The sequence below is a fragment of the Micromonospora kangleipakensis genome (assembly GCF_004217615.1).
Lineage (GTDB): Bacteria > Actinomycetota > Actinomycetes > Mycobacteriales > Micromonosporaceae > Micromonospora > Micromonospora kangleipakensis.
Genome location: NZ_SHLD01000001.1, coordinates 3,231,269 through 3,255,904 on the forward strand (window position 1 = coordinate 3,231,269; position 24,636 = coordinate 3,255,904).

Consider the following 24,636-nt stretch of genomic DNA (forward strand, 5'->3'; position numbering starts at 1 on the left):
GCGGTCCTGCTCATGGTGATCCTCGGGGTGGCCGGCATCTTCGCCGTGTCCTGACCGCCGGGGGATGCCCCCGGAACCGCCGATGGGCGCCCCGGAGGAACCGGGACGCCCATCTCGTACGGGTCGATCAGGGACGCGGGCCCTGGCCGCCGGTGTGCGGCAGGCGCTTCGCGGGGATCACGCCGAGCTTGCCGGCCTGGAAGTCCTCGAAGGCCTGCACCAGCTCGTCCCGGGTGTTCATCACGAACGGCCCGTAGTGCGCCACCGGCTCCCCGATCGGCTGGCCGCCCATGATGTAGAGCTCCAGGGCCGGGGTGTTGCCGTCCTGCTTCGCGTCCGCGGTCACCCGCAGCGCGTCGCCCGGGCCGTGCACCGCGAGCTGTCCGGTGTGGATCGGCCGCCGGTCGGTGCCCACCGTGCCACGGCCGGCCAGCACGTAGACCAGCGCGTTGAAGTCGGACCGCCAGGGCAGGCTCAGCGCCGCCCCCGGCTGCACCGTCACGTGGGTGATGGTGATCGGGGTGTGGGTGGAGCCCGGCCCGCGGTGCCCGGCGACCTCGCCGGCGATCACCCGGATCAGCGCGCCGCCGTCCGGGGTGGTGAGCAGCGCCGACTCCTTGCCGCGGATGTCCTGGTAGCGCGGCGGGTTCATCTTGGCCACCCGGGGCAGGTTGACCCAGAGCTGGAGGCCGTGGAAGAGGCCGCCGCTGGTCACCAGGTGCTCCGGCGGCGCCTCGATGTGCAGCAGGCCGCTGCCGGCCGTCATCCACTGGGTGTCGCCGTCGGTGATGGTGCCGCCGCCACCCTGCGAGTCCTGGTGGTCCATGATCCCGTCGATCATGTAGGTCACCGTCTCGAAGCCGCGGTGCGGGTGCCACGGGGTGCCCTTCGGCTCGCCCGGCGCGTAGTCCACCTCGCCCATCTGGTCGAGGTGGATGAACGGGTCCAGCTCGGTCAGCGGCACCCCGGCGAAGGCCCGGCGGACCGGGAAGCCCTCACCCTCGAAGCCGCTCGGCGCGGTGGTGAGCCGGCGGACCGGCCGGAAGGTGGTGGACTCGTCGAGCCGCGGCAGGCGGGGCAGGACGAGGACGTCGTCGACGGTGATGGCGGGCATCGCGGGCTCCTTAGTTGTCGGCCGGGGTGGACGACGCGTCGCGGGCGGCGCGCAGGCGCCGACCGAGCCGCTCGAAGACCCGGGTGAGGCAGGCGACCTCGGCGTCGTCGAGGTCGTCCATGAGGTGGGTGCGCACCGACGCCAGGTGGTGCGGCGCGGCGTCGCGGAGGACGAGCAGGCCGGTGGCGGTGAGCACCGCCTCGCTGCCCCGCCGGTCCTCCGGGCAGGACTCCTTGGCGACCAGACCGCGCTTCTGCATCGACGAGATCTGGTACGTCAGCCGGCTGGGCGAGAAGACCAGCAGGCTCGCCAGCTCGCCCATCCGCAGTCGCTGCCCCGGCGCCTCGGAGAGCAGGACCAGCACGTGGTAGTCGGCGAAGCTCAGCTCGCTGTCCGCGCGCAGGTCCTCCTCGAGCTGGGTGAACAACCGCTGGCTCGCCTCGATGTAGGCGCGCCAGGCCGCCATCCGCTCAGGGTTCAGGCTCTCGGTCACCGGCACGAGAGTAGCACTATTTCAAATTTAAACAAGTACCTCCGATCGCTGTTACCAGGCGCGGGTGCAGCGCGCTGAACGGGGGTGATTGCAATTTGAAGGGGCTGGCCAGGGGAGAACCGGGAGCACCCGCTTCGCGGGCCGTGGGAGACTCCCGGCCGTGGACCATGTCGAGCTGACCGCCCCCGGCCTCCTGCTGCGCCCCTGGCGGGAGGAGGACGTTCCGGCCGTCCTCGCCGCGCTGCGCGAGCCGGCCGTCGCCCAGTGGAACCCGTCGCCCGGCGGCACCGACCTGCCCGGGGCACGCGAGTGGGTCCGCCGACGCGCCGACTGGTCTGCCGGCGACCACGTCTCCCTGGCGGTGGCCGGGCCGGAGGGCGGGCCACTGCTCGGCTCGGTGTCGCTGCACCGGATCCACGCCGGCGACGCCTCGATCGGGTACTGGACCGTCGCCGGGGCCCGCGGCCGGGGCGTCGCCTCCGCAGCCGTCACCGCGCTCACCACCTGGGCTTTCGCCCAGCTCCGGCTGCACCGGATCGAGCTGTGCCACGCGGTCGCCAACCCGGCCTCCTGCCGGGTCGCCGAGCGGGCCGGCTACCCGGCCGAGGGCACCCTGCGGGAGTCCTACCGCTACGGCGACGGTCGGCGCTACGACGAGCACCTGCACGCCCGGCTGGCCACCGACAGCTGACCGCGCCGAAGGCTAGGCTCGGGTCATGGACGATCTCGAACTGCTCGACTGGCGGGAGCGGATCGCCCGGCTCCACCTCTCCGACCGCGACCTGGCCGGCTTCCGGGCGGAACGGGACGAGCTGTTCCGCAGCCACCCGCAGAGCCCGCTGCCGGTCGAGGACCGGCCCGGCTTCACCGGGCTGCGCTACCACCCGCCGAACCCGGACGCGGTGGTGGAGGCGCCGCTGCGCCCCGCCTCGGGCACCGAGAGCATCGACACCGGCGGGCCGGACGGGGTGGTGCGGTACCGGCGGGTCGCGATCGCGGAGACCCCGTGGGGGCCGCTGACCCTCTGGTGGATCGAGGCGTACGGCGGTGGGCTGTTCGTGCCGCTGCGCGACGGGACCTGCGGCACGGAGGCGTACGGCGGCGGCCGGTACCTGACCGACACCGTCAAGGGCACCTTCGGTCGGGGACTGACCGTGCTGCCGGGCGAGCGGGTCCGGCTCGACGCCAACTACCTCTACAACCCCAGCTGCGCGTACGACGACCGGTGGGCCTGCCCGCTCGCCCCGCCGGAGAACCGGGTGGACGTGCCGATCCGCGCCGGGGAGCTGGCGTACCACGACTGACGCCCCGGCGCAGGCGCGCCGGGCCGTCGGTCGGAGCGGTCAACGGGCGGTCGCGCCCGTCGGGGTCAGGTGCATCCGACCCAGCAGTTGCCGTGCCTGCTCGGCCACGTCGGCCTCCACGGTCACCGCGTACTGGCCCGCGCGCAGGGAACTGGCCGAGGTGAAGTCGCGCTGCCCGCCGGTCATGGCGTGCGCCACCGCGCCGAAGACGGCACCCCAGATCGCGCCGATCACCAGCCCGACCAGGATCACCGCCACCCAGTTGCCGGCGGTGAAGATGCCGAACAGCAACCCGATGAAGAGCCCGAACCAGGCGCCGGTGCCGGCGCCCACCAGGGCGGCCCGGCCCGTGGTCATCCGGCCCATCACCGTCTCCACCAGGGTCAGGTTCGTGCCGACGATCGCGCTGCGTTCCACCGGGAACCCGTTGTCGGCCAGGTAGTCCACCACGCGCTGGGCGGACGGATAGTCCGGGTACGAGCCGATCGTCACGGTCGGCGGGCCGGTCTGCGGACCGTGTCCGTCCCCACCGGGCGCCGCCGGCCGGCCGGCCGGACCGGACGGGAGGTTGTCGCCGCCCGGCATCCCGGGTTGCCAGGCCGCGGTCGGAGTCGAGGGTCTGGTCATGAGCATCCTCCTTCGTCAACCGCCCGGGTTCCCACCGCCGTCGGGCGGTAACGCACCGCCGGCGTCGGATGCCCGCCGGACGGTGCCGGCCCGTTGGGACATGCGCTCGGCGCAGGTCGAATGCCGGCGCGCGGAATGCCGCCGGTGCACCCGGGTAGACACCGGCGTGGACAGCGGGCGGATAGGGGAGCACGGCTTTCTGGCGGACGGCTGCAGTGCGGCGCTGGTCGACCTGGCCGGTTCGGTGAACTGGTGGTGCCCGCCGCGCTTCGACGGGCCCTCCGTATTCGGCCGGCTGCTCGACGACCGGGCGGGGCACTGGACAATCCGCCCGGAGGAGGATTTCACCAGCGAACGGTCCTATCTGGACGACACGCTGGTGCTGCGTACCGTCTTCACCACCCGGACCGGTTCGGTGGCGGTGACCGACGCCTTGGCGCTGGAGCCCGGCGCGCAGGGCCACGAGATCGGCCGGCGCTCACCCCGCGTTCTCGCCCGCCTGGTCGAGGGACTGACCGGCGAGGTCCCGATGCGAGTGCAGTACCAGCCCCGCTTCGAGTATGGGCGGGTCTCCGCGTACCTCACCGAATCCGACGGGCAGTTCGACGCCACCGCCGGCACCTGCCGGTTGAGCCTGCGCGCCAACGTTCCGCTGGACCTCGGCGACGGCGAGGCCACCGGGCGGTTCACCGCCCGCGCCGGCACCCGCCACCACTTCACTCTCGGCCACGCCGACACCTACGGGGGGCGTCCGCCGGCCGTGCCGGATGCCGACCGGGTGGTGGCCGACGCGGTCGCCGGGTGGCGGTCCTGGGCCGACCTGCATCGTGACCAGTACCGGGGCGAGTACCGGGACCAGGTGTGGCGCAGCGCGATCGTGGTGCAGGGCATGACCTACCAGCCCAGCGGCGCCGTGGTCGCGGCGGCCACCACCTCGCTCCCGGAGGAGTTGGGCGGCGACCGCAACTACGACTACCGCTTCGTCTGGGTACGCGACTTCAGCCTCACCCTCCAGGCGCTCTGGCTGGCCGCCTGCCCGGACGAGGCGAACCGGCAGTTCGCCTGGGTGTCCCGGGCCATGGGCCGGATCGGCGACGAGCCGGTGCCGATCATGTACGGCGTGCACGGGGAGCGGGACCTCACCGAACACCGGTTGGACCACCTGTCCGGGTACGCCGACAGTCGACCGGTCTTCATCGGCAACGACGCGTGGCGGCAGCGGCAGACCGACGTGCTCGGCGAGGTCCTCGACGCCGCCTGGCTGATGCGGCACTACCTGGACCCGATGTCGCCCGACGTGCGCCAGTTCCTGCATGCCCTGGCCGACCGGGCGGTGGTCGACTGGCGCCGGCCGGACGCCGGGATGTGGGAGGCGCGTGACGCCGAGCGGCACTACGTGTCGTCCAAGGTGCTGTGCTGGACCGCGCTGGACCGGGCGGTGCGCTTCGGAACCCGGCTCGGCGAGCCGGCCGACGTTGCCCGCTGGGCGGCGGCCCGGGACGAGATCCGGGAGACGGTGCTGACCCGCGGCTGGAACGAGCGACTCGGCGCGTACACCGGGGCCTTCGACTCGGACAACCTCGACGCCTCGGTGCTGATCATGCCGCTGGTCGGCTTCGTGCCGGCGGACGACCCCCGGATGCGATCCACGATGGACGTGGTCGAGCGCCGGCTCTGCCGGGACGGCCTGCTGCGGCGCTGGGACGACGACCCCGCGGGCTTCGTGATCTGCTCGTTCTGGCTGGTCTGCTGCCTCGCCGCGGCCGGCGAGCTGGACCGGGCGCGGCGGCTCTTCGAGCAGCTCGCCGCCCGGGTCAACGACCTGGGGCTCTACGCCGAGCAGATCGACCAGGCCACCGGCGAGCAGCTGGGCAACTTTCCACAGGCCTTCTCGCACATCGGCCTGATCCACGCCGCGGGTTGGATCACCGCGGCCGCCAAGCGGCTCGGCGGCTTTGCCGAGCGAGAGGCCGTGCCGACCGGCACGGTGATCACGTAGGGAGCACGCAGATGACCGGACGACTGGCGGGCAAGACCGCCCTGATCACCGGCTCGGACTCGGGCATCGGCCAGGCCACCGCCATCGAGTTCGGCCGCGAGGGTGCCGACGTGGTGGTGCACTACCTGCACGACCACGCCGGGGCGAACCACACCAGGGCCGAGATCGAGAAGGCGGGCCGCCGGGCCGTGGTGGTGCAGGGCGACATCAGCGTCGAGCACCAGGTCGAGGCGATGTTCGACGAGGCGCTCGCCGAGTTCGACACCCTGGACGTGCTGATGAACGACGCGGGTGTCGACGCCTCCGGCATTCCCGTGGCGGACCTGGACACCGAGACGTGGGACCGGTGCATCCGCACCAACCTTTACGGGATGTTCTTCTGCTGCCGCCGGTTCGTGCAGCATCGGCGCAACCAGGGCGGCCAGGGGAAGATCATCAACATCACCTCCATCCACCAGGAGGTGGCCCGGGCCGGCGGCGCCGACTACGACGCCAGCAAGGGCGGCATGCTGGAACTGGCCAAGAGCCTGGCGCTGGAGGTGGCGCCGATGCACATGAACGTCAACAACATCGGTCCCGGCATGGTGCTCACCCCGTTCAACCAGCGGGCCATCGACGACCCGCAGTACCTGGAGGAGCAGGTGCAGAGCATCCCCTGGAAGCGGGCCGCGCAGCCGCAGGAGATCGCCAAGCTGGCCGTCTTCCTGGCCAGCGACGACGCCGAGTACGTGACCGGGTCGACGTACTTCATGGACGGCGGCCTGATGCAGAACCAGGGCCAGGGCCCCTGAGCCCGGTCAGGCGACCGCGGCCCCAGCCCGCCCGCCACGCGACAGGTCGGGCGGAGGCGGGGAGGATCGGGGGATGCAGCTGGTGATCACGGCCGACACCCACGTACCGAAGCGGGCGCAGGACCTGCCGCCGCCGCTCTGGGCCGCGATCGACGCCGCCGACGTGGTGCTGCACGCGGGGGACTGGGTGGACGTGTCGCTGCTGGACGCGCTGGCGGCGCGGGCCCGCCGGCTGGTCGGCGTGCACGGCAACAACGACGGCCCGGAGCTGCGGGCCCGGCTGCCCGAGGTGGCCCGGGTGGAGCTCGACGGGCTGCGGGTGGCGGTGGTGCACGAGACCGGCCCGAAGACCCGGCGGGAGGAGCGCTGCGCGGCCCGCTTCCCCGACTGCGACCTGCTGGTCTTCGGGCACTCCCACATCCCGTGGGACAGCGTCGCCCCGGGCGGGCTGCGGCTGCTCAACCCCGGTTCGCCCACCGACCGGCGGGCTCAGCCGTACGCGACCTGGCTCTCCGCGTGGGTGGTGGCGGGACGGCTCGACCAGGTCGAGCTGCACCGCCTGCCCCCGCGCTGACTCACTGCCCGCGCCCGGTCTCCGCCTGGAGCTCGTCGATCCGGCGGGACGCCTCCGCCTTGGTCAGGCCCTCCGTCCTCGAACACCTGTGCCAGTACCCCGGGTCCGCGCCCTTCATGCCGCCGCACGCGGACCCGCATACGATCAGCGGATGACGGTGGGCCGGGCCGGTGTGGTGGTGGTCGGCGCGGGCATCGCCGGGGTGGCGTGCGCCGCCGAGCTGGTCCGGGCCGGCATCCCGGTGCAGGTCCGGGAGCGGGCCCGGGTGACCGGCGGTCGGATGGCCAGCAAGCGCTTCGACGGCCGCCCCGCCGACCTCGGCGCCGCCTACTTCACCGTCGACCACCCAGAGTTCGCCGAGGTGGCCGAGGGGTGGCGGGCTGCCGGGCTGGCCCGGGAGTGGACCGACACCCTGGTCGCTTACGGGCCCGAGGGCCGGCGGGAGCTGACGGGCCCGACGCGCTGGTCCGCCCCGCGCGGGCTGCGCTCGCTCGTCGAGCACCTCGCCCGGGACCTGCCCGTGGTCCACGACCGGTTGGTGCTGACGGTCGAGCCGGGGCCGCGGGTCGACGGCCAGGACTGCGCGGCGGTCGCGCTGGCCATGCCGGGTCCCCAGGCGGCCCTGCTGCTCGATCCCGCGCTCGGCGCGGCGACCCGCGCGGTCACCGGCCAGCGCTGGTCCCCGGCACTGAGCGCGATGCTGCGCTTCCCGGCGCGCCACTGGTCCGACCTCCGGGGCGCCTTCGTCAACGGGCATCCCGTGCTCAGCCTGATCTGCGACGACGGGGACCGGCGGGGCGACGGCGCGCCGGTGCTGGTCGCCCACACCACCCCCGAGTTCGCCTCGGGCCACCTGTTGCAGCCCACCGCCGCCGGCCCCGCCATCGAGCTGGCGGTCCGGGACCTGCTCGGCCTCCCGGAACCGGCCGGGCTGGTGCACGTGCACGGCTGGACGTACGCGAAGCCCGCCACCGCCGCGAACGGGACGTACCACCTCGACGACGACGGGATCGGCATCGCCGGCGACGCGTTCGGCAAGCCCCGGGTGCAGAGCGCCTGGCTCTCCGGCCGGGACCTCGGCCGGGCACTGGTCGACCGGCTGCGCTGACCCTCCGCCGGTCGGCCGCCTCGCGCCGCACGGCTGACCGGCTCCGGCCCTCGGCCGCCCCGGTCAGCTCCGGGCGCCGCCCAGGGCCGGCTCCTCCGTGCGCCCCCGCTCCGAGTCCTCCCGCGTCCGCTCGCCCGCCCGGTCGAGCAGCTGCATGACCGGGGTGGCCGCGATCCCGTGCACCACCACCGAGACGATCACCACCAGGCCGACCGTGGCCCAGATCAGCTCGGCCTGCGGGAAGTCCGTCTTGCTGGTGGCGTACGCCAGGTAGTAGAACGAGCCGACCCCCCGGATGCCGAAGAGCGAGATCACCCAGTGCTCGGCCGGCCGGCCCGGCGCCCCGCGCAGCGACAGCCAGCCGGCCAGCGGCCGGACCACGAAGACCAGCGCCAGCCCGACCAGCGCCGCCGGCCAGGTCAGCGGGGCGAGCAGACCGCCGATCACCGCGCCGCCGAAGAGCAGCAGCAGCATGACGGTGAGCAGCCGCTCGATCTGCTCGGCGAAGTCGTGCAGCACCGAGTGGAACTCGTGGGTCCGTTCTGCGGCCCGGATCGCCCGGGCGGCCACGAAGACCGCCAGGAAGCCGTACCCGCCGACCACCTCCACCAGCCCGTACGCCAGGAAGGTGGCGGCCAGCGCGAGGAAGCCCTCGGCGTGCCGGGCCAGCCGCAGCTCGCTCGGGGCCCGGAAGAAGAGCTTGCCGAGCAGCCAGCCGACGAGCAGGCCACCACCCACGCCGACGGCGAGCTTGTAGAGCACGTCAACGGTGAACCAGTGCGCCAGCCAGTCCGTCGGGGCGAGGCTGGTGGTGGCGATCGCGATGGCCGCGTACACGAACGGGAAGGCCAGGCCGTCGTTCAGCCCCGCCTCCGAGGTCAGCGCGAAGCGCACCTCGTCCTCGGAGTCCTCCACGTCGGTCGGCTCACCCACCTGCACGTCGGCGGCGAGCACCGGGTCGGTGGGGGCGAGCGCCGCGCCCAGCAGCAGCGCCGCCGCCGGCACCAGGCCGGCCCACCACCAGCCCAGCAGCGCCACCGCCGCGATGCAGAGCGGCATCGCGATGGCCAGCAGCCGCCAGGTCGACGACCAGCGGGCCCAGCTCAGCGGCCGGTCGATCTTCAGGCCGGCGCCCATCAGCGCCACGATCACCCCGATCTCGGTGAGATGCGTGGTGAGTTCCGGCCAGCGCAGCGGGTCCGGCGTGGGCAACCCGGTCGGGAGCAGGAAGACCAGCATGCCCAGGCCGAGGAAGGCGATCGGCATGGAGAGCGGGCGCCGCTCCAGCACGCGCGGCAGGATCCCTGCCAGCAGCGCGCCCACACCCACCAGCGCCAACGCCACGTCCACCGGTTCCACCGCACCACCCTTCCCGCCGCCCGCGGTGCGGGCAGGTGGTGACCAGTGCCCCGTACTTTCGACCCCTAAGCCTCGGTGTCCGGCTTGTCCCGGTGGGACCCGTCACCCGGACCTCGCCCCACGGAGGACGCGCGACGGCGTCGGCGGGTCAGACCAGGGCGGCGATGGCGCTGTCGGCAAGGCCGTCGAGGAGCGCGGCCGGATCGTCGTAGACGGCCACCGCGCCCGCGCCAGCCAGCTCGCCCCGGCTGGTGCCGCCGCAGGTCAGGCCGATGCAGGGGATGTTCAGCTTGCCGGCCGCCGCGACGTCCCAGACCGAGTCGCCGACGAAGACCACCCGCTCCGCCGTGAGCCCGGACTGCTCCAGCGCGGCGACCAGGATATCCGGCGCCGGCTTGCTCTCCTGCGCGTCCGCGGAGCAGGTCACCGTGTCGATGGCGTCATCGGCGTCCAGCGCGGCCCGCAGCGCGGCCACCTCGTGTTCGGCCGCCGACGTCGCCAGCACCACCCGCAGCCCCCGGGCGGCGCAGGCCCGGAGCAGGGCGGCGGCCCCGGGCAGCGGGGCGAGCCGCTCCCAGTACTCGCCGAAGAAGCTGTCGTGGGCGTCCCGCAGCTTGCCGTCGTCGCCCCGGTCGCGCTCCGGACCGAGCAGGTGGTCGAGGAGCTTGTCGGAGCCCATGCCGATCGACCGGTGGATCAGCGCCATGGGGACCCGGTGATCGGCCTGGCGCAGCGCCTCCCACCAGCTCACGGTGTGCAGGTAGGTGGTGTCGACGAGGGTGCCGTCCACGTCGAGGAGGACGCCGCAGCGGTTGTCGGTAGGCATGCCTCCCCTTCTACCCGGCCGGGCTCGCGCTGACGCGCGACCCGTCAGGAGGGGATGAGGATCTCGAACCAGACCGTCGAGCCGCGCACCGTCGGGTCGGTGCCCCAGGCGTCGCTCAGCTCCTCGATCAGGCCCAGACCGCGCCCCCGGCTGCTCAGCGTGTCGGTCTGCGCCCGGGTCACCGTGCCGCGGGTGCCCGAGTCGGCGACCGACACCAGCAGCCGCTCGGCACTCAGGTCGATCTCCACCCGGGCGGCGGTGCCGGCGTGCAGCAACGCGTTGGTGGTCAGCTCGCTGGTGCAGAGCACCGCCGCGCCGATCACGGCCTCCGGCACCCGCCACTCGGTGAGCTGGGCGGTCATCCAGTGCCGCACCCGGCTCGGCGCGGTCGGCTCGGCCGGCACCTCCATGCTGGCCGACCGGCTCGGCTTGACCGCGTGCTCCACCGCCAGCACCGCGACGTCGTCCTCGGTGGACCCCGGCACGGCGCCGGTGGCCACCGCGCAGAGCGCCCGGGGGTCGCCGCTGCTGGCGGCGGTCACCGCCCCGGCCAGCCCGGCCAGCCCGGCGGTCAGGTCCTGCCAGCGCCGCTCGATCACGCCGTCGCTGAACAGCAGCAGGGTGTCGCCGGGGCGGAACGGCACGGTGACCGTACGGGGCTGGCAGCCGAGGCCCAGCGGGGCGCCGGGCGGCACGTCGACGTACTCGGCGACGGGTTCGTCCGTCTCCGAGCAACGCCGGATCAGCGGTGCGGGATGGCCCGCGCTGGCCAGCGTGATCCGCTCCCGGTCCGCCTCGACGACCCCGAAGACCACGGTCACGAAGAGCTCCTGCGTCCCGGCCTCGGCGCCCAGGCTGGAGACCAGCCGGTCCAGCCCGCCGAGCACCGCGTCAGGGCGGGGATCGCTGAGGGCGAGCGCCCGCAGGGCCGCCCGCACCTGCCCCATCCGCGCCGCCGCCTGCACGTCGTGGCCGGCCACGTCGCCGAGGACCACGCCCAGCGCGCCGGTGGGCAGCACGAAGGCGTCGTAGAAGTCGCCGCCGGCGGCGTTGCCGTCGACCCCTGGGGCGTACCGGGCGGCTATGCGCAGCCGGGGCAGGTCGGGCAGCTGCTCCGGGAGCATGCTGCGCTGCAGCAGCTGGGCGGTGCCGTGCTGGGTCTCGAACCGGCGCGCCCGCTCGGCCGCCTGACCGACCAGCTCGGCCGAGGCGACGAGCAGCGCCCGCTCCGCCGCGGACCAGATGTGCGGGGTCTGGTAGCCGACCGCCAGCGCGCCCCGGACCACCGAGGAGCGCAGCGGCAGGGCGGCCAGCGCCCGGATCTTCTGGTCGTGCCGGTCGACCGCGGTCTCCCGCAGCGGCTGGCCGTCGCTGACGTAGAAGGGCACCCCGCTGCGGGCGGTCACCGCGACCGGGCCGGGCGAGTCGGCCGGGGCGCGCCGCCACAGCGGCGGCAGCCGCTCGTCGGCCTCGTCGAGCAGCTCGCCCCGGATCCGCCGGACCATCCGCCAGCTGCCGCCCTCATCGACGGCGAAGGCGACCCGGTCGGCGTCGAACGAGTTGATGGCGTACCGGAGGGTGACGCGGGCGACGTCATCGAGGGTGAGGGTGCCGGACAGGGCGGCGGCGAAGTCGCTCAGGCTCTGCAGCTGCTGGGTGAGCTGGGTGGTCTGCGCCGCGACGGTGAGCACGCCGATGATCCGGCCGGTGCTGTCGCGCACCGGGGAGTGGCCCTGGGTGAAGACCGCCGGCTCGCCGCCGCCGACCAGATGCCGGTCGGCCGGCAGCACCGCCTCCCGCTCGAGGAAGGACTCGCCGTACCGGTACGCGCGTTCGAGCACCTCCCCGGCGCCCGGCTCGTGCCAGACGTCCGCGAAGACCTCCGCGGCCGGCCGGCCGAGCGCCGCCGGGTGCCGGGCGCCGATCAGCTCGGCGTACCCGTCGTTGTAGAGCAGCACCAGGTCGTCGCCGTGGAGCAGGGCCATCGGGACGGGCGAGGCGAGGACCAGATCGACCACGGCGCGTACCGCCGGGTCCCACCGCTCGGGCGCGCCGAGCGACGTGCCGGCCCACGGATGGGCGAGCACGGCGGCCGCCGCGCCGGAGCTGCTGGCGCCCGGGTCCCCAGGAGCTCCGGGGACCGGGGCTGATGGCGTGGGGATCCGCCTGACCGTGCCTGGCATGACCGCAGCCTATCCGGAGCGTGACGCGGACGTTCCGATCATGCGCGGGGCGGCGCCCCCGGTGTCGGTCGGTCGGGCCGTTTCGGCAGGTCAGGGCCGGTTCCGACAGGGATGTCGGGGAAATCCCGGCCGGTGGCACGGCGTGCCCCGGTGACGACCGGGTATGCGGGCGTCGCAGTTCACGCGACAGGAGGGACATCATGCCGAAAACCCTCGCGGCCGGGCAGGCCGACATCGGTGACGCCCTGGCCGACATGTGGAGGTCGGTGCTGCTCTTCATCCCGAGGGCCATCGCGTTCATCGTGATCCTCGTGGTGGGTTGGCTCATCGCCCGAGCCGTCCTCAAGATCGTGGACGCGGCACTGGAACGGGTGGGTTTCGACCGCTGGGTCGAACGGGGCGGCGTCAAACGGGCGCTCGAGAGAACCAAGTACGACGCGAGTGACATCCTGGCCAAACTGGCCTACTACGCCGTCCTGCTGTTCACCCTGCAGTTCGCCTTCGGGGTGTGGGGACCGAACGCCATCAGCGACCTGATCCGGGGCGTGGTCGCCTGGCTGCCGCGAGCCTTCGTGGCGATCGTCATCGTGGTGATCGCCGCCGCCATCGCCAACGCGGTCCGGGACCTGATCACCGGCGCGCTGGGCGGGCTCTCGTACGGCAAGATCCTCGCCGACCTGGCGGCGATCTTCATCCTGGCGCTCGGCGTGATCGCCGCGCTCAACCAGGTGGGTATCGCCACCACGGTGACCACTCCGGTGCTGATCGCGGTGCTCGGCACGGTGGCCGGCATCCTGATCGTCGGCGTCGGCGGTGGTCTGGTGAAGCCGATGCAGAGCCGCTGGGACGGCTGGCTGGACCGGGCCGCGGAGGAGTCCCACGCGATCCGGGAGCAGCGCCAGGCGCAGGGTGCCGGGCGCAGCGACTACGAGCGGCAGATGGCCGACCGGAGCGCCGCGGAGCGTACCCAGGTGATGTCCCGCGGCCAGGAGTCGATGTCCGGCGCCCGGGGCGACGAGACCCAGCAGTTCCGCCGGCCGGGCGGCTGAGCCGACCGGTGGCAGGGAGGGTGTCCGCGGGGCGATCGCGGGCACCCTCGCCTCGGGTCAGGCCAGGTGTCGCGGGTCCAGCCCGCGGGCCAGGGCGCAGACCGCCAGCAGCCGGGTGTGCAGCCAGTCCGGCGCCGACCAGTCGGTCGGTTCGGCGGACGGCTGCCAGCCGTGCTCGATCGCGGCGGCGCGGACGCCCTCGGCGTACCCGGCGAGCGCGGCGACCGTGAGCCGCCGGCGGTCGCCGTCGAGGCTGTCGCGGACGGCGGCGGCGTGCTGGTCGACCAGGGCGAGCAGCCCGGGGCGGGCGGCGGCGGCGGCCAGCCCGGCGGTGCCGACGGAGGCGGTGAGCGCGGTGAGGGCGGACCGCGCGGCGCCGGCGGCGGAGGGGGTCGCGACCCGGTTGTTCGGCACACGCATGGAAACCGAGGCTAATCACGCCCTGACCGGGTCGACCTCGGCCGACCGGATGAGTGCCGATCGGCCGGGGCGGTGTGCGGCCTCCTCCGGTGGGATTGATCCGGCCGGGACCGGGCAGGAGGGAAACCGCGCGAACCGGCGCAGGCGACCTCGCGGAGGAACGGAATGGGACAGCACGCGGACGGACCCGACGAGCGGCACCGGCGCCCGGCCGGCGTGAGCGACGGCACAGTGGAGGCCCTGGGCAAGCTCAGCGAGGCCCTGGAGGCCGTCGAGCGGGCCCGGGGCCACCTCTACTCGCTGCACCAGCTCATCGGCCATGCCGACCTGATGCTCGACGACGCGGTGGAGCTGTTCCGGTCCGCCGGGCACGGCGACATCGCCGACCGGATCGGCCGGGACCTGCTCGGCCGGAACGTGATCGCCGGACGCTGGACCTTCCAGATCGTCGAGGACTTCGACGACGGCTACTACGCCCTGTTCCGGGAGCTGGACCGCCAGGCCCGCGACGAGCTGGTCCACGGCCGACGACACCTGTACGAGGCGGAGATGAAGGAGCGCCGCCGCACCCGGGGGCGGCCGGGGCACGAGGCGCGCCCCGGCGCGGACGGCTAGTCCGAGGAGGGGGCGCCCGCCGGACGGGGCCGGGAGGCGTCGTCCGCGATGATCACTGTGGCCACCATCAGCGCGACGCAGAGGCTGAACAGCCAGGAGTCGTCGGCGACGAGTTTCGCGGCGACGGGCGCCTGGACGGCGGCGAGCAAGAAGCCCAACCAAGCCAGGCGACGCTGACGTGACGTGAGGAAGCCGGAGCCCTGTTGCATCCCGAAAGTCTTGCGCGGCACCCCGGCATTGCCGTCACCCGTTCGGCCGATTCTGGATGACCTGTCCGGATTCTCAGCCGTCCGGACGTCAGTTTTTGTCGTTTCGGGGGAGTCGCCGGTCGGCGTCAACCGTCCGGCCGGGGTGCGGCAGGATGACCCACCGTGTCGCGCACCCCTGCCCCGCCCCGGGCGTCCCTGCTCGTGCTGGCCTACCTCGCCTTCGTCACGCCTTCTTCGGCCTCGGCGTCGCGATCGGCCCGCTGATCATGACCGGTGCGCTCAGCGCCGGCCTGGCCTGGCGCTGGGGGTACGGCATGGTCGCGACCGCCCAGCTCGTCCTGGCCGCCGCGTTCGCGCTCACCGTGCGCGCCTGGCGGGAGCGGGCCCCGGCCGGCGCCGGCACCATGCCGCCCGACCCGATCGCCCCGGCGGTGCTCCCCGGCCCGGACTTCGGCGCGGTCGCCTTCGCGGTCTACGTGGCCATCGAGGTGGCCGCCGGGCTCTGGGCGTTCCTGCTGCTCACCGAGGGGCGCGGGCTGCCCGCCGCGGTCGCCGGGATCTGCGTCTCCGGCTACTGGGGCAGCCTCTTCGTCGGTCGGGTGGTGCAGGGGGTGGTCGCCGAGCGGCTGGGCAGCGCGCGGGTGCTGCGGGAGAGCCTGCTCGGCATGGCCGCCGGGGCGGCGCTGATCGCCCTCCCCGCGCCGGCCTGGGTAACGTTGGCCGGGCTGCTGGTGGTCGGCTTCGCCGCGGCGCCGGCCTTCCCGCTGCTGACCCTCACCACCGCCGAGCGGGTCGGCGGGGCGCACGCGGACCGGGTCATCGGCCTGCAGATCGGCGCCGCCGGCCTGGGCGGCGCGCTGGTGCCGGCCGGGATCGGGGTGCTGCTCGGGCGTACGTCGGTGCAGGCGCTCGGGCCGGCGCTGGTCGTGCTCGCGGCGGCCCTGATCGCCCTGCACGCCGCCGCGTCCCGGCGGCCCTGACCGGGGCTCCCGGCACGCAGGTTCGTAGGTTCGTTCCGGCTGCCCTGACGGCGGCTCAGGACGCCGCCGTGCGCCCGGCCGTGGCCCCGAGGGTCACGCGCGGGCTTCCGGCGGGCCGGCCCGCCGGCCGCCGCCGGGGCCCCGGCGGGCCGGGCCCGCCCACCTCACATGCTGTCGGGGCCGGTCCGTCCGGTCGTCGAGGGCCGGTACGCCCGGTCCGCGTCGGTCATCTCCCGACGCTCGGCCTCCGGGCCAGCGCCACGGTCCACCGCCTCGGGACCGTGCCCGAACGCGGCCTCCTCGCCAGCGTCGTTGCCGGTGGCGTCGTCGGCCTGCCCGTCGAGCGTGGACCGGGCGATCGCCCGGTCAAGTTCGCGCAGCGGGGTCCGCTCCTCGTCGCGCCACACGTGGCTGTCGTTGTCGGTCATTCCCCAGCGGTACCCGGGGGCGGTGATCGCAAACGGCCGGGGCGGACACGGCGATGGCCGCCGGATCACCGGCGGCCATCGGAGTTGTCTGTCCGGGGGGTCAGGGGATCAGGGCGTCGGCCGGTCGACCTTGCCGCGCCAGGCGCCGGTCTCCTGACCGCGCCGCTCGATGAACTGCTTGAACCGCTCCAGGTCGCCCTTGGCCCGGCGGTCGACCACGCCCAGCTTGTCGCCGGCCTGTTCGACCACGCCGTGCGGCTCGAAGTCCATCTGCAGGGTGACGCGGGTGGTGCCCTCGTCGAGCCGGTGGAACGTCACCACGCCGGCCTGCTGGGTGCCGCCGGTGGACTTCCAGGCGACCCGCTCGTCCGGCAGCTGCTCGGTGATCTCGGCGTCGAACTCCCGCTTCACCCCGGCGATCTCCACCGTCCAGTGGGTCGTCGTGTCGGAGAGCTGCCGCACCTCCTGGACACCTTCCATGAAGTGGGGGAACTCCTCGAACTGGGTCCACTGGTCGTAGGCGGTCCGGATCGGGACGGAGACGTCCACGTGCTCGGTAACGCCGCTCATGAAGAATCCTCCTCTGCCCGCCGGTGAGTCTGCGGATCGTGGGCCGATCCGGTCACCAGCGCGTCGTCTCGTTCTTGTGCCCGAGTGCGGCCCACACCTCGGAAATCGTCTGGTAACGGATGCCCTCGGGAAGCCCTTCCAGCGCGGCGATGATGTCCGCCGGCGCCGCGTTCTGCTGGGCGTTGGCGATCAGCGCCGCCCGGTCGCCCGGCAGCGCCGTCATGGTGATGAACCGGCCGAGGCGGCTGCGCCCCTCCACGTCGTCCATGCTCATCCCCTGCGGGTTGCCGCCACGGCTCGCGCCGGCCGTCACCGTCTTCGGCTCCGGCTGGTCCTCGCCCGCCGGCTCCGGCTGCCGGGACTCCTCGACGCGCGAGCCACCGGCCCCCGGCCCCTGGACGAGCCCGGCGACCTCCTGGCTCATGTTGTCGTCGACCCTCGGCGAGTGCTTGCTGTTGCCACGTTCCATGCCGACAGACATGCCCGAGGGGGCCGCCCGTAAACCGGGGCCGGCCCACGGAGCCGGTCATTCGGTCACGAATCGGCGGGCGCCCGCGGTGGCAGGACGGGCTCGCCCGGGTCCTCGCCGCCCGCCTGCAGCACCCGGCCGCGCTGCACCTCCGCGTTGACCTGCACGCCGAGCAGCAGGGCGCAGTTGGACAGGTACAGCCAGACCAGGAAGGCGATGACGGCGCCGAGGCTGCCGTAGGTCACGTCGTACGAGCCGAAGTTGGCGACGTAGAGGCCGAAACCGAACGAGGCGACCACCCAGGCGAACAGGGCGAGCGCACCGCCCGGGGTGAGCCAGCGGAACCGGGGCTGCTGGACGTTCGGCGCGATCCAGAACATCAGCGAGAGCAGGGTCATCACCACCAGGGCCAGCACCGGCCACTTGGCGACGCTCCACACCGTCCGGGCCAGCCCGCCGGCGTGCAGCCGGTCGCCCACCGCGTCGGTGACCGGCCCGCTGACGATCAGGCCGGTGGCGACGATCGCCAGCAGGACCAGCGACACCCCGGCCAGGCCGATCTGCAACGGGCGCAGCCGGTAGAAGGGGCGGCCCTCCGCGACGCCGTAGACGGCGTTGGAGGCCCGGGTGAACGCCCCGATGAAGCCCGAGGCCGACCAGAGCGCGCCGAGCAGACCGAAGCTGAGCAGCACCTTCGCCTGACCCTGCTGCTGGACCACGCCGCGGACCACGTTGACGAAGCCGTCGTTTCCGACCACCGAGCCGGCGCCGATCTCCCGGGCCAGGCCGATCACCGTGTCCACGGTGCGCTCGCCGTCGGAGACCAGCCCGACCAGGGCGACCACGACGATGGTGGAGGGGAAGAGCGCCAGCACTCCGTAGTAGGTGAGCGCCGCCGCCCAGTCCGCGCAGTTGTCCTTGAGGAAGTTGCGCCCGCTGCGGACCAGCACCCCGCGCCAGGTGGCCCAGCTCAGCTGGCGCATCCGGCGGGGGATCCGGGCCCGCTGCCGGCCGGTGACCGCCGGCTCCGTCGTCGCTGCCATGGCCGCTCCCTGTGTTCCGCCGCCCGGGCGCACCCCCGCACGTGGTGGCCCGGGCGGTACCCCGCCGGGAAAGTCGACAAACCGGGTGCCGGTTTGTCGCCGGGCGGTGCGGGAACTTCACTGGGTAACCCATCGACGCGGAGGAGGACGAGATGCCCGGGCGCGAGGTACTGCCCAGCACGCTGCGGCGCTCCCCGGAGAAGGCCCAGCGGACGTGGGAGAAGACGCACGACTCGGCGGTGGAGACGTACGGCGAGGGGGAGCGGTCGCACCGCACCGCGTTCGCCGCCGTGAAGCACGAGTTCGAGAAGGTCGGCGACCACTGGGAGCCGAAGGGCCGCAAGGGCCCCAGCGACCAGCAGGCCGCCGGGGGCGGCCCCGCGCGGCGGACGCCCACGGCCGCCGGTGTGGACGCGAATGCGCCCAAGGAGCACCTGATGGAGGTGGCCAAGAAGCTGGACGTGCCGGGCCGGTCCCGGATGACCAAGCCGGAGCTGGTCAAGGCGATCCAGAAGGCGAACGACAAGCAGACCCGGGAGGCGCGGGCCCGTCGCTGACCGCCCCGACACGACGGGAGCCCGGGACCGACTGGTCCCGGGCTCCCGCGTCGTCGTCACCAGTGGCCGCCGCCCGGCGCCTCGATGTGCACGGTCTTCACCGTGCTGAACTCGTCGAGCAGCTCCGGGCCGTACCCGAAGCCCTGGCCGCTGCCCCGGCGCGGCTGCGCGGCGCCGCCCGGCGCGCCCCCGAAGACCGCGTTCACCTTGACGGTGCCGACCGGCAGCTCCCGCCAGGCCCGCTGGGCGTGGCTCATCGACCCGGTGAGCACCGTGGCCGCCAGCCCGTACGGCGAGTCGGCGGCGCAGCGCAGCCCCTCGCTGAACGAGTCGACCACGATCACCGGGGCGACCGGACCGAACGTCTCCTCGCGGACCAGGGCCATCTCGTGCCGGCAGTCGGCCACCACCGTCGCCGGGTAGAACGCTCCCGGCCCGTCCGGCTCCATCCCGCCGGTACGCACCCGGGCGCCCTCCGCGATCGCCGCGGTGACCTGCCCGTGCACGTGGTCCCGGTGCCGCCGGTCCACCAGCGGGCCGAGCTGCGTCCCGGGGTCGCGGCCCGGGCCCATGGTCAGCGCCTCGGCGCGTTGCACCAGCGCGTCGACGAAGTCCTCCGCCACGTCCCGGTGCACGTAGATCCGTTCCACCGCCACGCAGATCTGCCCGGCGTTGGCGAAGCAGCCGAGCGCCGCCTGCCCGGCCGCCCAGACCGGGTCGACGCCGTTGTCCACCACGAGCGGGTCGCTGCCGCCGTTCTCCAGCAGCACCTTGGCGCCGGTGCGGGCCCCGGCGGCGGCGATCTCCCGGCCGGTGGCGGTGGAGCCGACGTGGGCCACCACGTCCACCTGCTGGCCGGCCAGCGCCGCGCCCACCTCGGGGCCGCCGGTCAGCAGCGACAGCACCCCGGCGGGCAGCGCGGAGTCCAGCGCCTTCGCCAGCAGCCAACCGGTCGCCGGGGTGCGCTCGCTCGGCTTGTAGAGCACCACGTTGCCGGTGACCAGGGCCGCGCCGAGCAGCCCGCAGGAGATCGCCACCGGGTCGTTCCACGGGGTGATCGCGGCGACCACGCCGTGCGGCTCGGGGGCCATGAAGTCGATGGACGACTGCCCGCCGTGCAGCGTCCGGCCGCCGCGCACCGGCGCCAGCTCCGCGTACTGTCGCAGCGTGCCGACCCCCGCCGCCACCCCGCCGCGCGCGTCGTCCAGCGGCTTGCCCATCTCCGCCGTCGTCGCCTGCGCCAGCTCCTCCGCGGCGGCCTCCACCGCGTCCGCGGCCCGGTGCAGCGCCGCCGCCCGCTCCGCGGAGGCGGTCGCCGCCCAGTCCGTCGCCGTCTCCCGGGCGGCCTCCACCGCCTTGGCCACCTCGTCCGCCGTAGCCACCGGCACGCTGGTCACCGGGGAGCCGTCGGTCGGATCGTGTACGACCAGCTCCCCTCCCGTGCCACCCGCACCCCACACTCCGCCGATGAGCTGTGTAACCGTGTACATGCGGCAGTGGATGCCCCGGCCCCGGCGAGGCAAACGCGTTTCGCCCGGTAACCGGCCGGGTAGGCGGATCGGATGACCACGACCGCCACGGCCGGCGCGGACGCCGTCGTCGTCGGCGCCGGCCACAACGGCCTGGTGGCCGCGAACCTGCTGGCCGACGCGGGCTGGGACATCCTGGTGCTGGAGGCGACCCAGGCCCCCGGCGGGGCGGTCCGCTCCGCCGAGGTGACCGCCCCCGGCTACCTCAGCGACCTCTACAGCTCGTTCTATCCGCTCGGTTACGCCTCGCCGGTGCTGCGCGGGCTGGACCTCGACCGGTACGGGCTCACCTGGACGCACGCCCCCGACGTGCTGGCCCACCTGCTGCCCGACGGACGAGCCGCGGTGGTCAACCGGGACGTCGACACCACCGCCGCCTCGCTGGAGGCGTTCGCCCCGGGGGACGGGGACCGCTGGCGGCACGCGTACGCCGACTGGCGCGAGGTGGCCGAGCCGATGCTCGACACCATCACCACGCCCTTCCCGCCGGTGCGCGGCGGGCTGACCCTGCTGCGCCGGCTGCGCGTCTCGGGCGCGCTGCGGCTGGCCCGCCGGCTCGTGGTGCCGGTCCGCAAGCTCGGCGACGAGCTCTTCGACGGCGACGGCGGGCCGGCGCTGCTGGCCGGCTGCGCCCTGCACACCGACCTGTCGCCCGAGGAGGCCGGCTCCGGGGTGTACGGCTGGCTGCTGGCCATGCTCGGCCAGCAGGTCGGCTGGCCGGTGCCGGTCGGCGGGTCCCAGAAGATCACCGACGCGCTGGTGGCCCGGCTGGTCGCGCGGGGCGGCCGGATCGACTACGGCGCCCGGGTCGACCGGGTGCTCACCGCCCGGGGCCGGGCCATGGGGGTCCGCACGGTCGGCGGCGCCACCTGGCGGGCCCGGCGGGCGGTGCTGGCCGACATCCCCGCGCCGGCGCTCTTCCTGGACCTGGTCGGCGCGGCGGCGCTGCCGCCCCGGCTGGTGGAGGACCTGGCCCACTTCAAGTGGGACGGCTCCACCCTCAAGGTGGACTGGGCGCTCTCCGCGCCGGTGCCGTGGAAGAACCGGGCCGTGGCCGCCGCCGGCACCGTGCACCTCGGCGCCGACCTCGACGGGTTGACCACCTACTCCGCTGCGCTGGCCCGGGGCGAGGTGCCCCGCGACCCGTTCCTGCTGGTCGGGCAGATGTCGGTGGCCGACCCGAGTCACTCCCCGCCGGGCACCGAGTCGCTCTGGTCGTACACCCACCTGCCGTTCCGTCGACACTGGCGGGCCGAGGAGATCGCCGGACACGTCGAGCGGATGGAGGAGGTGCTGGAGGAGGCCGCGCCCGGCTTCCGCTCGCTGATCGTGGGGCGGCACGTGGCCGGCCCGGCCGACCTGGAGCAGGGCGACCCGAGCCTGGTCGGCGGCGCGGTCGGCGGGGGCACCGCGGCCGCGTACCAGCAGCTCTTCCTCCGCCCGATTCCCGGCCTGGGCCGGGCGGACACCCCGGTGGACCGGCTCTTTCTGGCCAGCTCGTCGGCCCACCCGGGTGGCGGCGTGCACGGCGCGCCCGGCGCGAACGCGGCCCGGGCGGCGCTGGCCCGCGACCGCGCGCTCACCGGCGAGCTGTACGCCGGGGTGATCGGCGCGGCGCACCGGGCCGTCTACCGCTGAGCAGCCCTGGGCCGCCCTGCGAGGCGGGCCTGGGCGCCGCTCGACGACGGCCCCGCGGCGGTTCGGCGGCCCGTCCGGAGATGGCACTCTCTGGCGCGCCCTTTGCTCTGCTGCACTCCACGCAACAGTTACCCTCCGTGCTGGCTGCGGTTCTGGCGGGACTGCCAGTCATGGCGATAACCGCAGCTCAGCGCGGTGTTGCGGTGGCTGAAGCAGAGCAAAGGGCGTCGAGCAGGGGGATCGGTCGCCGCCCCGCCATGACCGTGCGTCACGGCCACGGCGGGGGGCGGGACGCCGTGCTCAGCCCTCGATGTTGCGGTGCCGGGAGCGCAGCTTGAACGGCATCAGCGCGCTCTCGATCTTGGTGGCGGTGGTCATCTTCGAGATGCCCTCGCGGCGCTCCTCGAAGCGGATCGGCACCTCCAGGATGGTGTGCCCCAGCTTGGTGGCGAGGTAGTGCATCTCGACCTGGAAGCTGTAGCCGTTGGACTGCACCCGGTCCAGCCCGATCTCGCGCAGGGCGTCGGCCCGCCAGATCTTGAAGCCGGCGGTGAGGTCCCGGATCCGCACCCGCAGCAGCGTGTGCACGTACAGGTTGGCCCAACCGCTGAGCGCCCGCCGGTAGAGCGGCCAGTTCTCGTCCAGCTGCCCGCCGGGCACGTAACGGGAGCCGATCACCACGCCGGCCTGGGTGGAGAGCAGCGCGCCGAGCATGCCCGGCAGCGCCTCCGGCGGGTGCGACAGGTCGGCGTCCATCTGCGCCACGTACTCGGCGCCGCCGTCCAGCGCCCGGCCGATCCCGTCCACGTACGCCCGGCCCAGCCCCTCCTTGCCCGCGCGGTGCACCACCTGCACGCGGTCCGGGTGCTCGATGGCCAGCTTGTCCGCCACCTCGCCCGTCCCGTCCGGGGAGTTGTCGTCCGCGACCAGCACCTTCAGCCCCGGCAGCGGCAGGGCGAGGAGCCGCTCGACCAGGACCGGAAGGTTCCCCGCCTCGTTGTAGGTGGGCACGACGACGGTCAGGCGTGCGTCCCGCCACGGAGCGGGCAACTGCACGGGTTCGATCATGGGACATCCTCGGTCGGCCGACAGTGTTCATCTGAGAGGGTAGCTAGTTGCCTCCGCCCGGTCCGCACAGACGCCCGCCCGGAGGCTGCGGAGCATCGTCGCGCCGGCCGGTCAGCGTAACCGGCGGGCCAGCCCGGTGGCCGCCATCACCAGCCCACCCAGGGCGAGGACCGACGCCGTCGGCTTGTGCGCGCTCACCCAGAGTGCGGCCGAGTGCCGCCGGGACCGGTCGGTGAAGACCCCCTCCGCGCCCCAGTCCTGCTCGTCGTCGCCGGGCCGGTCCAGGTTGTCCCGCCACTGCGCCGGGTCGATCGGGGTGTCGGTCTGCTGGCTGTCGTACCCGCTGCGGGCCAGCTGCCGGTCGAGCAGGCCGGGGAAGAGGACGTTGCCCAGCCGGGCCCGCCAGGTCGGCCCGCCCACGTTCAGCTCGCGCGGCCCGTGGTCCGCGGCCCGCACCACCGCCCGGGCGGCCACCTCCGGCGCGAAGATCGGCGGCACCGGCTGCGGATGCCGGGGCAACCGGGTGCGTACCCAGGAGAACTGCGGGGTGTTGACCGCCGGCAGCTGCACCATGGACAGCCGTACGCCGGGTAGGTCGTGCAGCAGCTCGGCCCGGAGCGAGTCGTTGAACCCCTGCACCGCGTGCTTGCTGGCGCAGTACGCCGACTGCAGCGGGATGCCCCGGTAGGCCAGGGCGGAACCGACCTGCACGATGGCGCCGCGGCCGTGCGCGCGCATGTGTCGCAGCGCGGCCAGGGTGCCGTGCACCGTGCCGAGGTAGTTCACCTCGGTGACCCGGCGGAACTCGGCCGCCGTGATCTCCCAGGCCGGGGCGAAGACCGACACCATCGCGTCGTTGATCCAGACGTCCAGGCCGTCGAAGTGCTGCACCACGTCGTCGGCGGCCCGCTGCACCGCACCCTCGTCGGCCACGTCCACCTGGTACGTCCGGACGTCGGCGGCGCCGAGCCGGCGGCAGTCCCGCTCGGCGGCGGCCAGGCCGGCCTCGCCCCGGGCGATCAGCCCCAGCCGGGCGCCCCGGGCCGCGTACGCCCGCGCGACCGCCCGACCCACCCCGGCGCTCGCCCCGGTGATCACCACCCGTTGGGTCATCGGTCCGCCTTCTGCCGGGTGGCGATGTCGGAGAGCCGGTTCAACGTCTCCTTGTTCCGCAGGCGCAGCACCAGGTCGTTGAGCTTGTTGCGCACCCAGCGCAGCGGCCCGGCGGCGAAGTCCTCGCCGATCCGGACCCGGGTGGCGCCGTCGCCCACCGGATCCAGGGTGAAGACCACGGTCGCCTCGCCGGCCGGCCAGAGCCCCGCCTTGACGACGAGCTTGCGCGGCGGCTCGCAGACCAGCACGGTGGAGGAGTCCTGCAGGGAGAACGGCCACGGTCCGGCCCGGTGGTGCAGCTGGCTGCCCACCCGGGGCCAGGTGTCGTCCACGTTCCGCACGTGCGCGGTGCCGACCACCCAGTCGCTGTACGTCCAACCGTCGGCCAACACGTCGAAGACCTGCTGCGGGGGCGCGTCGATCACTTTCTCCACAATCGCCACGGCAATCCCATACCCTCGCCTGGTCCGCCGCTAACGGGGTCACCGGGTTAGCTTCTCGGCGGCGGCGGGTAACGCCGCACCGGGCGGGGAGTGGCGACGGACCGGCCGGGCACGCCCGGGATGCCGG

The 24,636-nt window shown here is 74.1% G+C and carries 27 protein-coding genes; 11 read left to right on the plus strand and 16 right to left on the minus strand.

What is annotated here, in order from left to right; all coding sequences use genetic code 11:
- Positions 1-127: 127 nt before the first annotated feature.
- Positions 128-1,114 (minus strand): pirin family protein, encoded by a 987-nt coding sequence (locus tag EV384_RS15465; RefSeq protein ID WP_130334065.1) that lies wholly within the window; start codon positions 1,112-1,114, stop codon positions 128-130.
- A 10-nt stretch (positions 1,115-1,124) separates the two neighbouring features.
- A complete protein-coding gene (locus tag EV384_RS15470) occupies positions 1,125-1,607 on the minus strand; it encodes a MarR family winged helix-turn-helix transcriptional regulator (protein WP_130334067.1) in 483 nt (160 codons plus the stop codon).
- Positions 1,608-1,767: 160 nt separating this feature from the next.
- Between EV384_RS15470 and EV384_RS15475 the strand changes: the two genes are divergently transcribed.
- Both EV384_RS15475 and EV384_RS15480 read left to right on the plus strand, forming a co-directional pair.
- Entirely contained in the window at positions 1,768-2,298 is a 531-nt protein-coding gene (locus tag EV384_RS15475) for a GNAT family N-acetyltransferase (protein ID WP_130334069.1), read from the plus strand.
- A 25-nt stretch (positions 2,299-2,323) separates the two neighbouring features.
- On the plus strand, positions 2,324-2,911 hold the full coding sequence (locus EV384_RS15480) for a DUF1684 domain-containing protein (protein ID WP_130334071.1): 588 nt from the start codon (positions 2,324-2,326) through the stop codon (positions 2,909-2,911).
- A gap of 39 nt (positions 2,912-2,950) precedes the next feature.
- Here the strand turns inward: EV384_RS15480 and EV384_RS15485 are convergent, their stop codons facing one another.
- Entirely contained in the window at positions 2,951-3,538 is a 588-nt protein-coding gene (locus EV384_RS15485) for a general stress protein (RefSeq protein WP_130334073.1), read from the minus strand.
- Positions 3,539-3,704: 166 nt separating this feature from the next.
- Here EV384_RS15485 and EV384_RS15490 point away from each other — a divergent pair, with 166 nt between their 5' ends.
- From EV384_RS15490 to EV384_RS15510, 4 genes are all read left to right on the plus strand, one after another.
- A complete protein-coding gene (locus EV384_RS15490; protein WP_207232334.1) occupies positions 3,705-5,537 on the plus strand; it encodes a glycoside hydrolase family 15 protein in 1,833 nt (610 codons plus the stop codon).
- An 11-nt stretch (positions 5,538-5,548) separates the two neighbouring features.
- Positions 5,549-6,328: an SDR family oxidoreductase gene (locus EV384_RS15495; RefSeq protein WP_130334077.1), complete on the plus strand. Its 780-nt coding sequence runs from the start codon at positions 5,549-5,551 to the stop codon at positions 6,326-6,328.
- Between the two features lie 73 nt (positions 6,329-6,401).
- The gene (locus tag EV384_RS15500; protein ID WP_130334079.1) at positions 6,402-6,902 is read left to right on the plus strand and encodes a metallophosphoesterase family protein; all 501 of its coding nucleotides are present in this window, start codon (positions 6,402-6,404) and stop codon (positions 6,900-6,902) included.
- A 172-nt stretch (positions 6,903-7,074) separates the two neighbouring features.
- Positions 7,075-8,010, plus strand: a complete 936-nt coding sequence (locus EV384_RS15510; protein WP_130340599.1) for an NAD(P)/FAD-dependent oxidoreductase — start codon at positions 7,075-7,077, stop codon at positions 8,008-8,010.
- A 63-nt stretch (positions 8,011-8,073) separates the two neighbouring features.
- Here EV384_RS15510 and EV384_RS15515 read toward each other — a convergent pair whose 3' ends face one another.
- From EV384_RS15515 to EV384_RS15525, 3 genes are all read right to left on the minus strand, one after another.
- Positions 8,074-9,369, minus strand: a complete 1,296-nt coding sequence (locus tag EV384_RS15515; protein ID WP_130334081.1) for a cation:proton antiporter — start codon at positions 9,367-9,369, stop codon at positions 8,074-8,076.
- Between the two features lie 148 nt (positions 9,370-9,517).
- On the minus strand, positions 9,518-10,195 hold the full coding sequence (locus EV384_RS15520; RefSeq protein WP_130334083.1) for an HAD family hydrolase: 678 nt from the start codon (positions 10,193-10,195) through the stop codon (positions 9,518-9,520).
- Positions 10,196-10,239: 44 nt separating this feature from the next.
- On the minus strand, positions 10,240-12,378 hold the full coding sequence (locus EV384_RS15525; protein WP_130334085.1) for a SpoIIE family protein phosphatase: 2,139 nt from the start codon (positions 12,376-12,378) through the stop codon (positions 10,240-10,242).
- A gap of 200 nt (positions 12,379-12,578) precedes the next feature.
- Here EV384_RS15525 and EV384_RS15530 point away from each other — a divergent pair, with 200 nt between their 5' ends.
- On the plus strand, positions 12,579-13,427 hold the full coding sequence (locus tag EV384_RS15530; protein WP_130334087.1) for a mechanosensitive ion channel family protein: 849 nt from the start codon (positions 12,579-12,581) through the stop codon (positions 13,425-13,427).
- Positions 13,428-13,484: 57 nt separating this feature from the next.
- Here the strand turns inward: EV384_RS15530 and EV384_RS15535 are convergent, their stop codons facing one another.
- Entirely contained in the window at positions 13,485-13,847 is a 363-nt protein-coding gene (locus tag EV384_RS15535) for a DUF6401 family natural product biosynthesis protein (RefSeq protein ID WP_130334089.1), read from the minus strand.
- A 165-nt stretch (positions 13,848-14,012) separates the two neighbouring features.
- Here EV384_RS15535 and EV384_RS15540 point away from each other — a divergent pair, with 165 nt between their 5' ends.
- On the plus strand, positions 14,013-14,462 hold the full coding sequence (locus tag EV384_RS15540; protein WP_130334091.1) for a hypothetical protein: 450 nt from the start codon (positions 14,013-14,015) through the stop codon (positions 14,460-14,462).
- Here EV384_RS15540 and EV384_RS15545 read toward each other — a convergent pair.
- A complete protein-coding gene (locus tag EV384_RS15545; protein ID WP_242624079.1) occupies positions 14,459-14,620 on the minus strand; it encodes a hypothetical protein in 162 nt (53 codons plus the stop codon). The genes EV384_RS15540 and EV384_RS15545 overlap by 4 nt on opposite strands.
- Before the next feature lie 203 nt (positions 14,621-14,823).
- On the opposite strand from EV384_RS15545, the gene EV384_RS15550 reads away from it, so the two are divergent.
- A complete protein-coding gene (locus tag EV384_RS15550; protein WP_242624080.1) occupies positions 14,824-15,651 on the plus strand; it encodes an MFS transporter in 828 nt (275 codons plus the stop codon).
- 164 nt (positions 15,652-15,815) lie between these two features.
- On the opposite strand, the gene EV384_RS15555 is transcribed toward EV384_RS15550, so the two are convergent.
- The 4 genes from EV384_RS15555 to EV384_RS15570 form a co-directional block, all read right to left on the minus strand.
- The gene (locus EV384_RS15555) at positions 15,816-16,079 is read right to left on the minus strand and encodes a hypothetical protein (RefSeq protein WP_130334097.1); all 264 of its coding nucleotides are present in this window, start codon (positions 16,077-16,079) and stop codon (positions 15,816-15,818) included.
- Positions 16,080-16,187: 108 nt separating this feature from the next.
- Positions 16,188-16,649 (minus strand): SRPBCC family protein, encoded by a 462-nt coding sequence (locus EV384_RS15560; protein ID WP_130334099.1) that lies wholly within the window; start codon positions 16,647-16,649, stop codon positions 16,188-16,190.
- Positions 16,650-16,701: 52 nt separating this feature from the next.
- Positions 16,702-17,118, minus strand: coding sequence for a DUF2795 domain-containing protein (locus EV384_RS15565; RefSeq protein WP_130334101.1), 417 nt, complete (start codon positions 17,116-17,118; stop codon positions 16,702-16,704).
- Between the two features lie 65 nt (positions 17,119-17,183).
- The gene (locus tag EV384_RS15570; RefSeq protein WP_130334103.1) at positions 17,184-18,161 is read right to left on the minus strand and encodes a YihY/virulence factor BrkB family protein; all 978 of its coding nucleotides are present in this window, start codon (positions 18,159-18,161) and stop codon (positions 17,184-17,186) included.
- Between the two features lie 152 nt (positions 18,162-18,313).
- Here EV384_RS15570 and EV384_RS15575 point away from each other — a divergent pair, with 152 nt between their 5' ends.
- Entirely contained in the window at positions 18,314-18,718 is a 405-nt protein-coding gene (locus tag EV384_RS15575) for a ChaB family protein (protein ID WP_130334105.1), read from the plus strand.
- A 56-nt stretch (positions 18,719-18,774) separates the two neighbouring features.
- Here the strand turns inward: EV384_RS15575 and EV384_RS15580 are convergent, their stop codons facing one another.
- Positions 18,775-20,208: an aldehyde dehydrogenase family protein gene (locus tag EV384_RS15580; protein ID WP_130334107.1), complete on the minus strand. Its 1,434-nt coding sequence runs from the start codon at positions 20,206-20,208 to the stop codon at positions 18,775-18,777.
- A 72-nt stretch (positions 20,209-20,280) separates the two neighbouring features.
- Here EV384_RS15580 and EV384_RS15585 point away from each other — a divergent pair, with 72 nt between their 5' ends.
- Complete coding sequence (locus EV384_RS15585) at positions 20,281-21,885, plus strand: phytoene desaturase family protein (RefSeq protein WP_130334109.1); 1,605 nt, start codon at positions 20,281-20,283, stop codon at positions 21,883-21,885.
- 300 nt (positions 21,886-22,185) lie between these two features.
- Here the strand turns inward: EV384_RS15585 and EV384_RS15590 are convergent, their stop codons facing one another.
- The 3 genes from EV384_RS15590 to EV384_RS15600 form a co-directional block, all read right to left on the minus strand.
- Positions 22,186-22,953 carry a polyprenol monophosphomannose synthase gene (locus EV384_RS15590; protein WP_130334111.1) on the minus strand — a complete coding sequence of 256 codons (768 nt, stop codon included), beginning with the start codon at positions 22,951-22,953 and terminating at the stop codon, positions 22,186-22,188.
- A gap of 111 nt (positions 22,954-23,064) precedes the next feature.
- Positions 23,065-24,066, minus strand: a complete 1,002-nt coding sequence (locus EV384_RS15595; RefSeq protein WP_130334113.1) for an SDR family oxidoreductase — start codon at positions 24,064-24,066, stop codon at positions 23,065-23,067.
- Positions 24,063-24,509, minus strand: coding sequence for an SRPBCC family protein (locus tag EV384_RS15600; protein ID WP_130334115.1), 447 nt, complete (start codon positions 24,507-24,509; stop codon positions 24,063-24,065). Before EV384_RS15600 ends, EV384_RS15595 begins: the two co-directional genes overlap by 4 nt.
- Positions 24,510-24,636 lie beyond the last annotated feature (127 nt).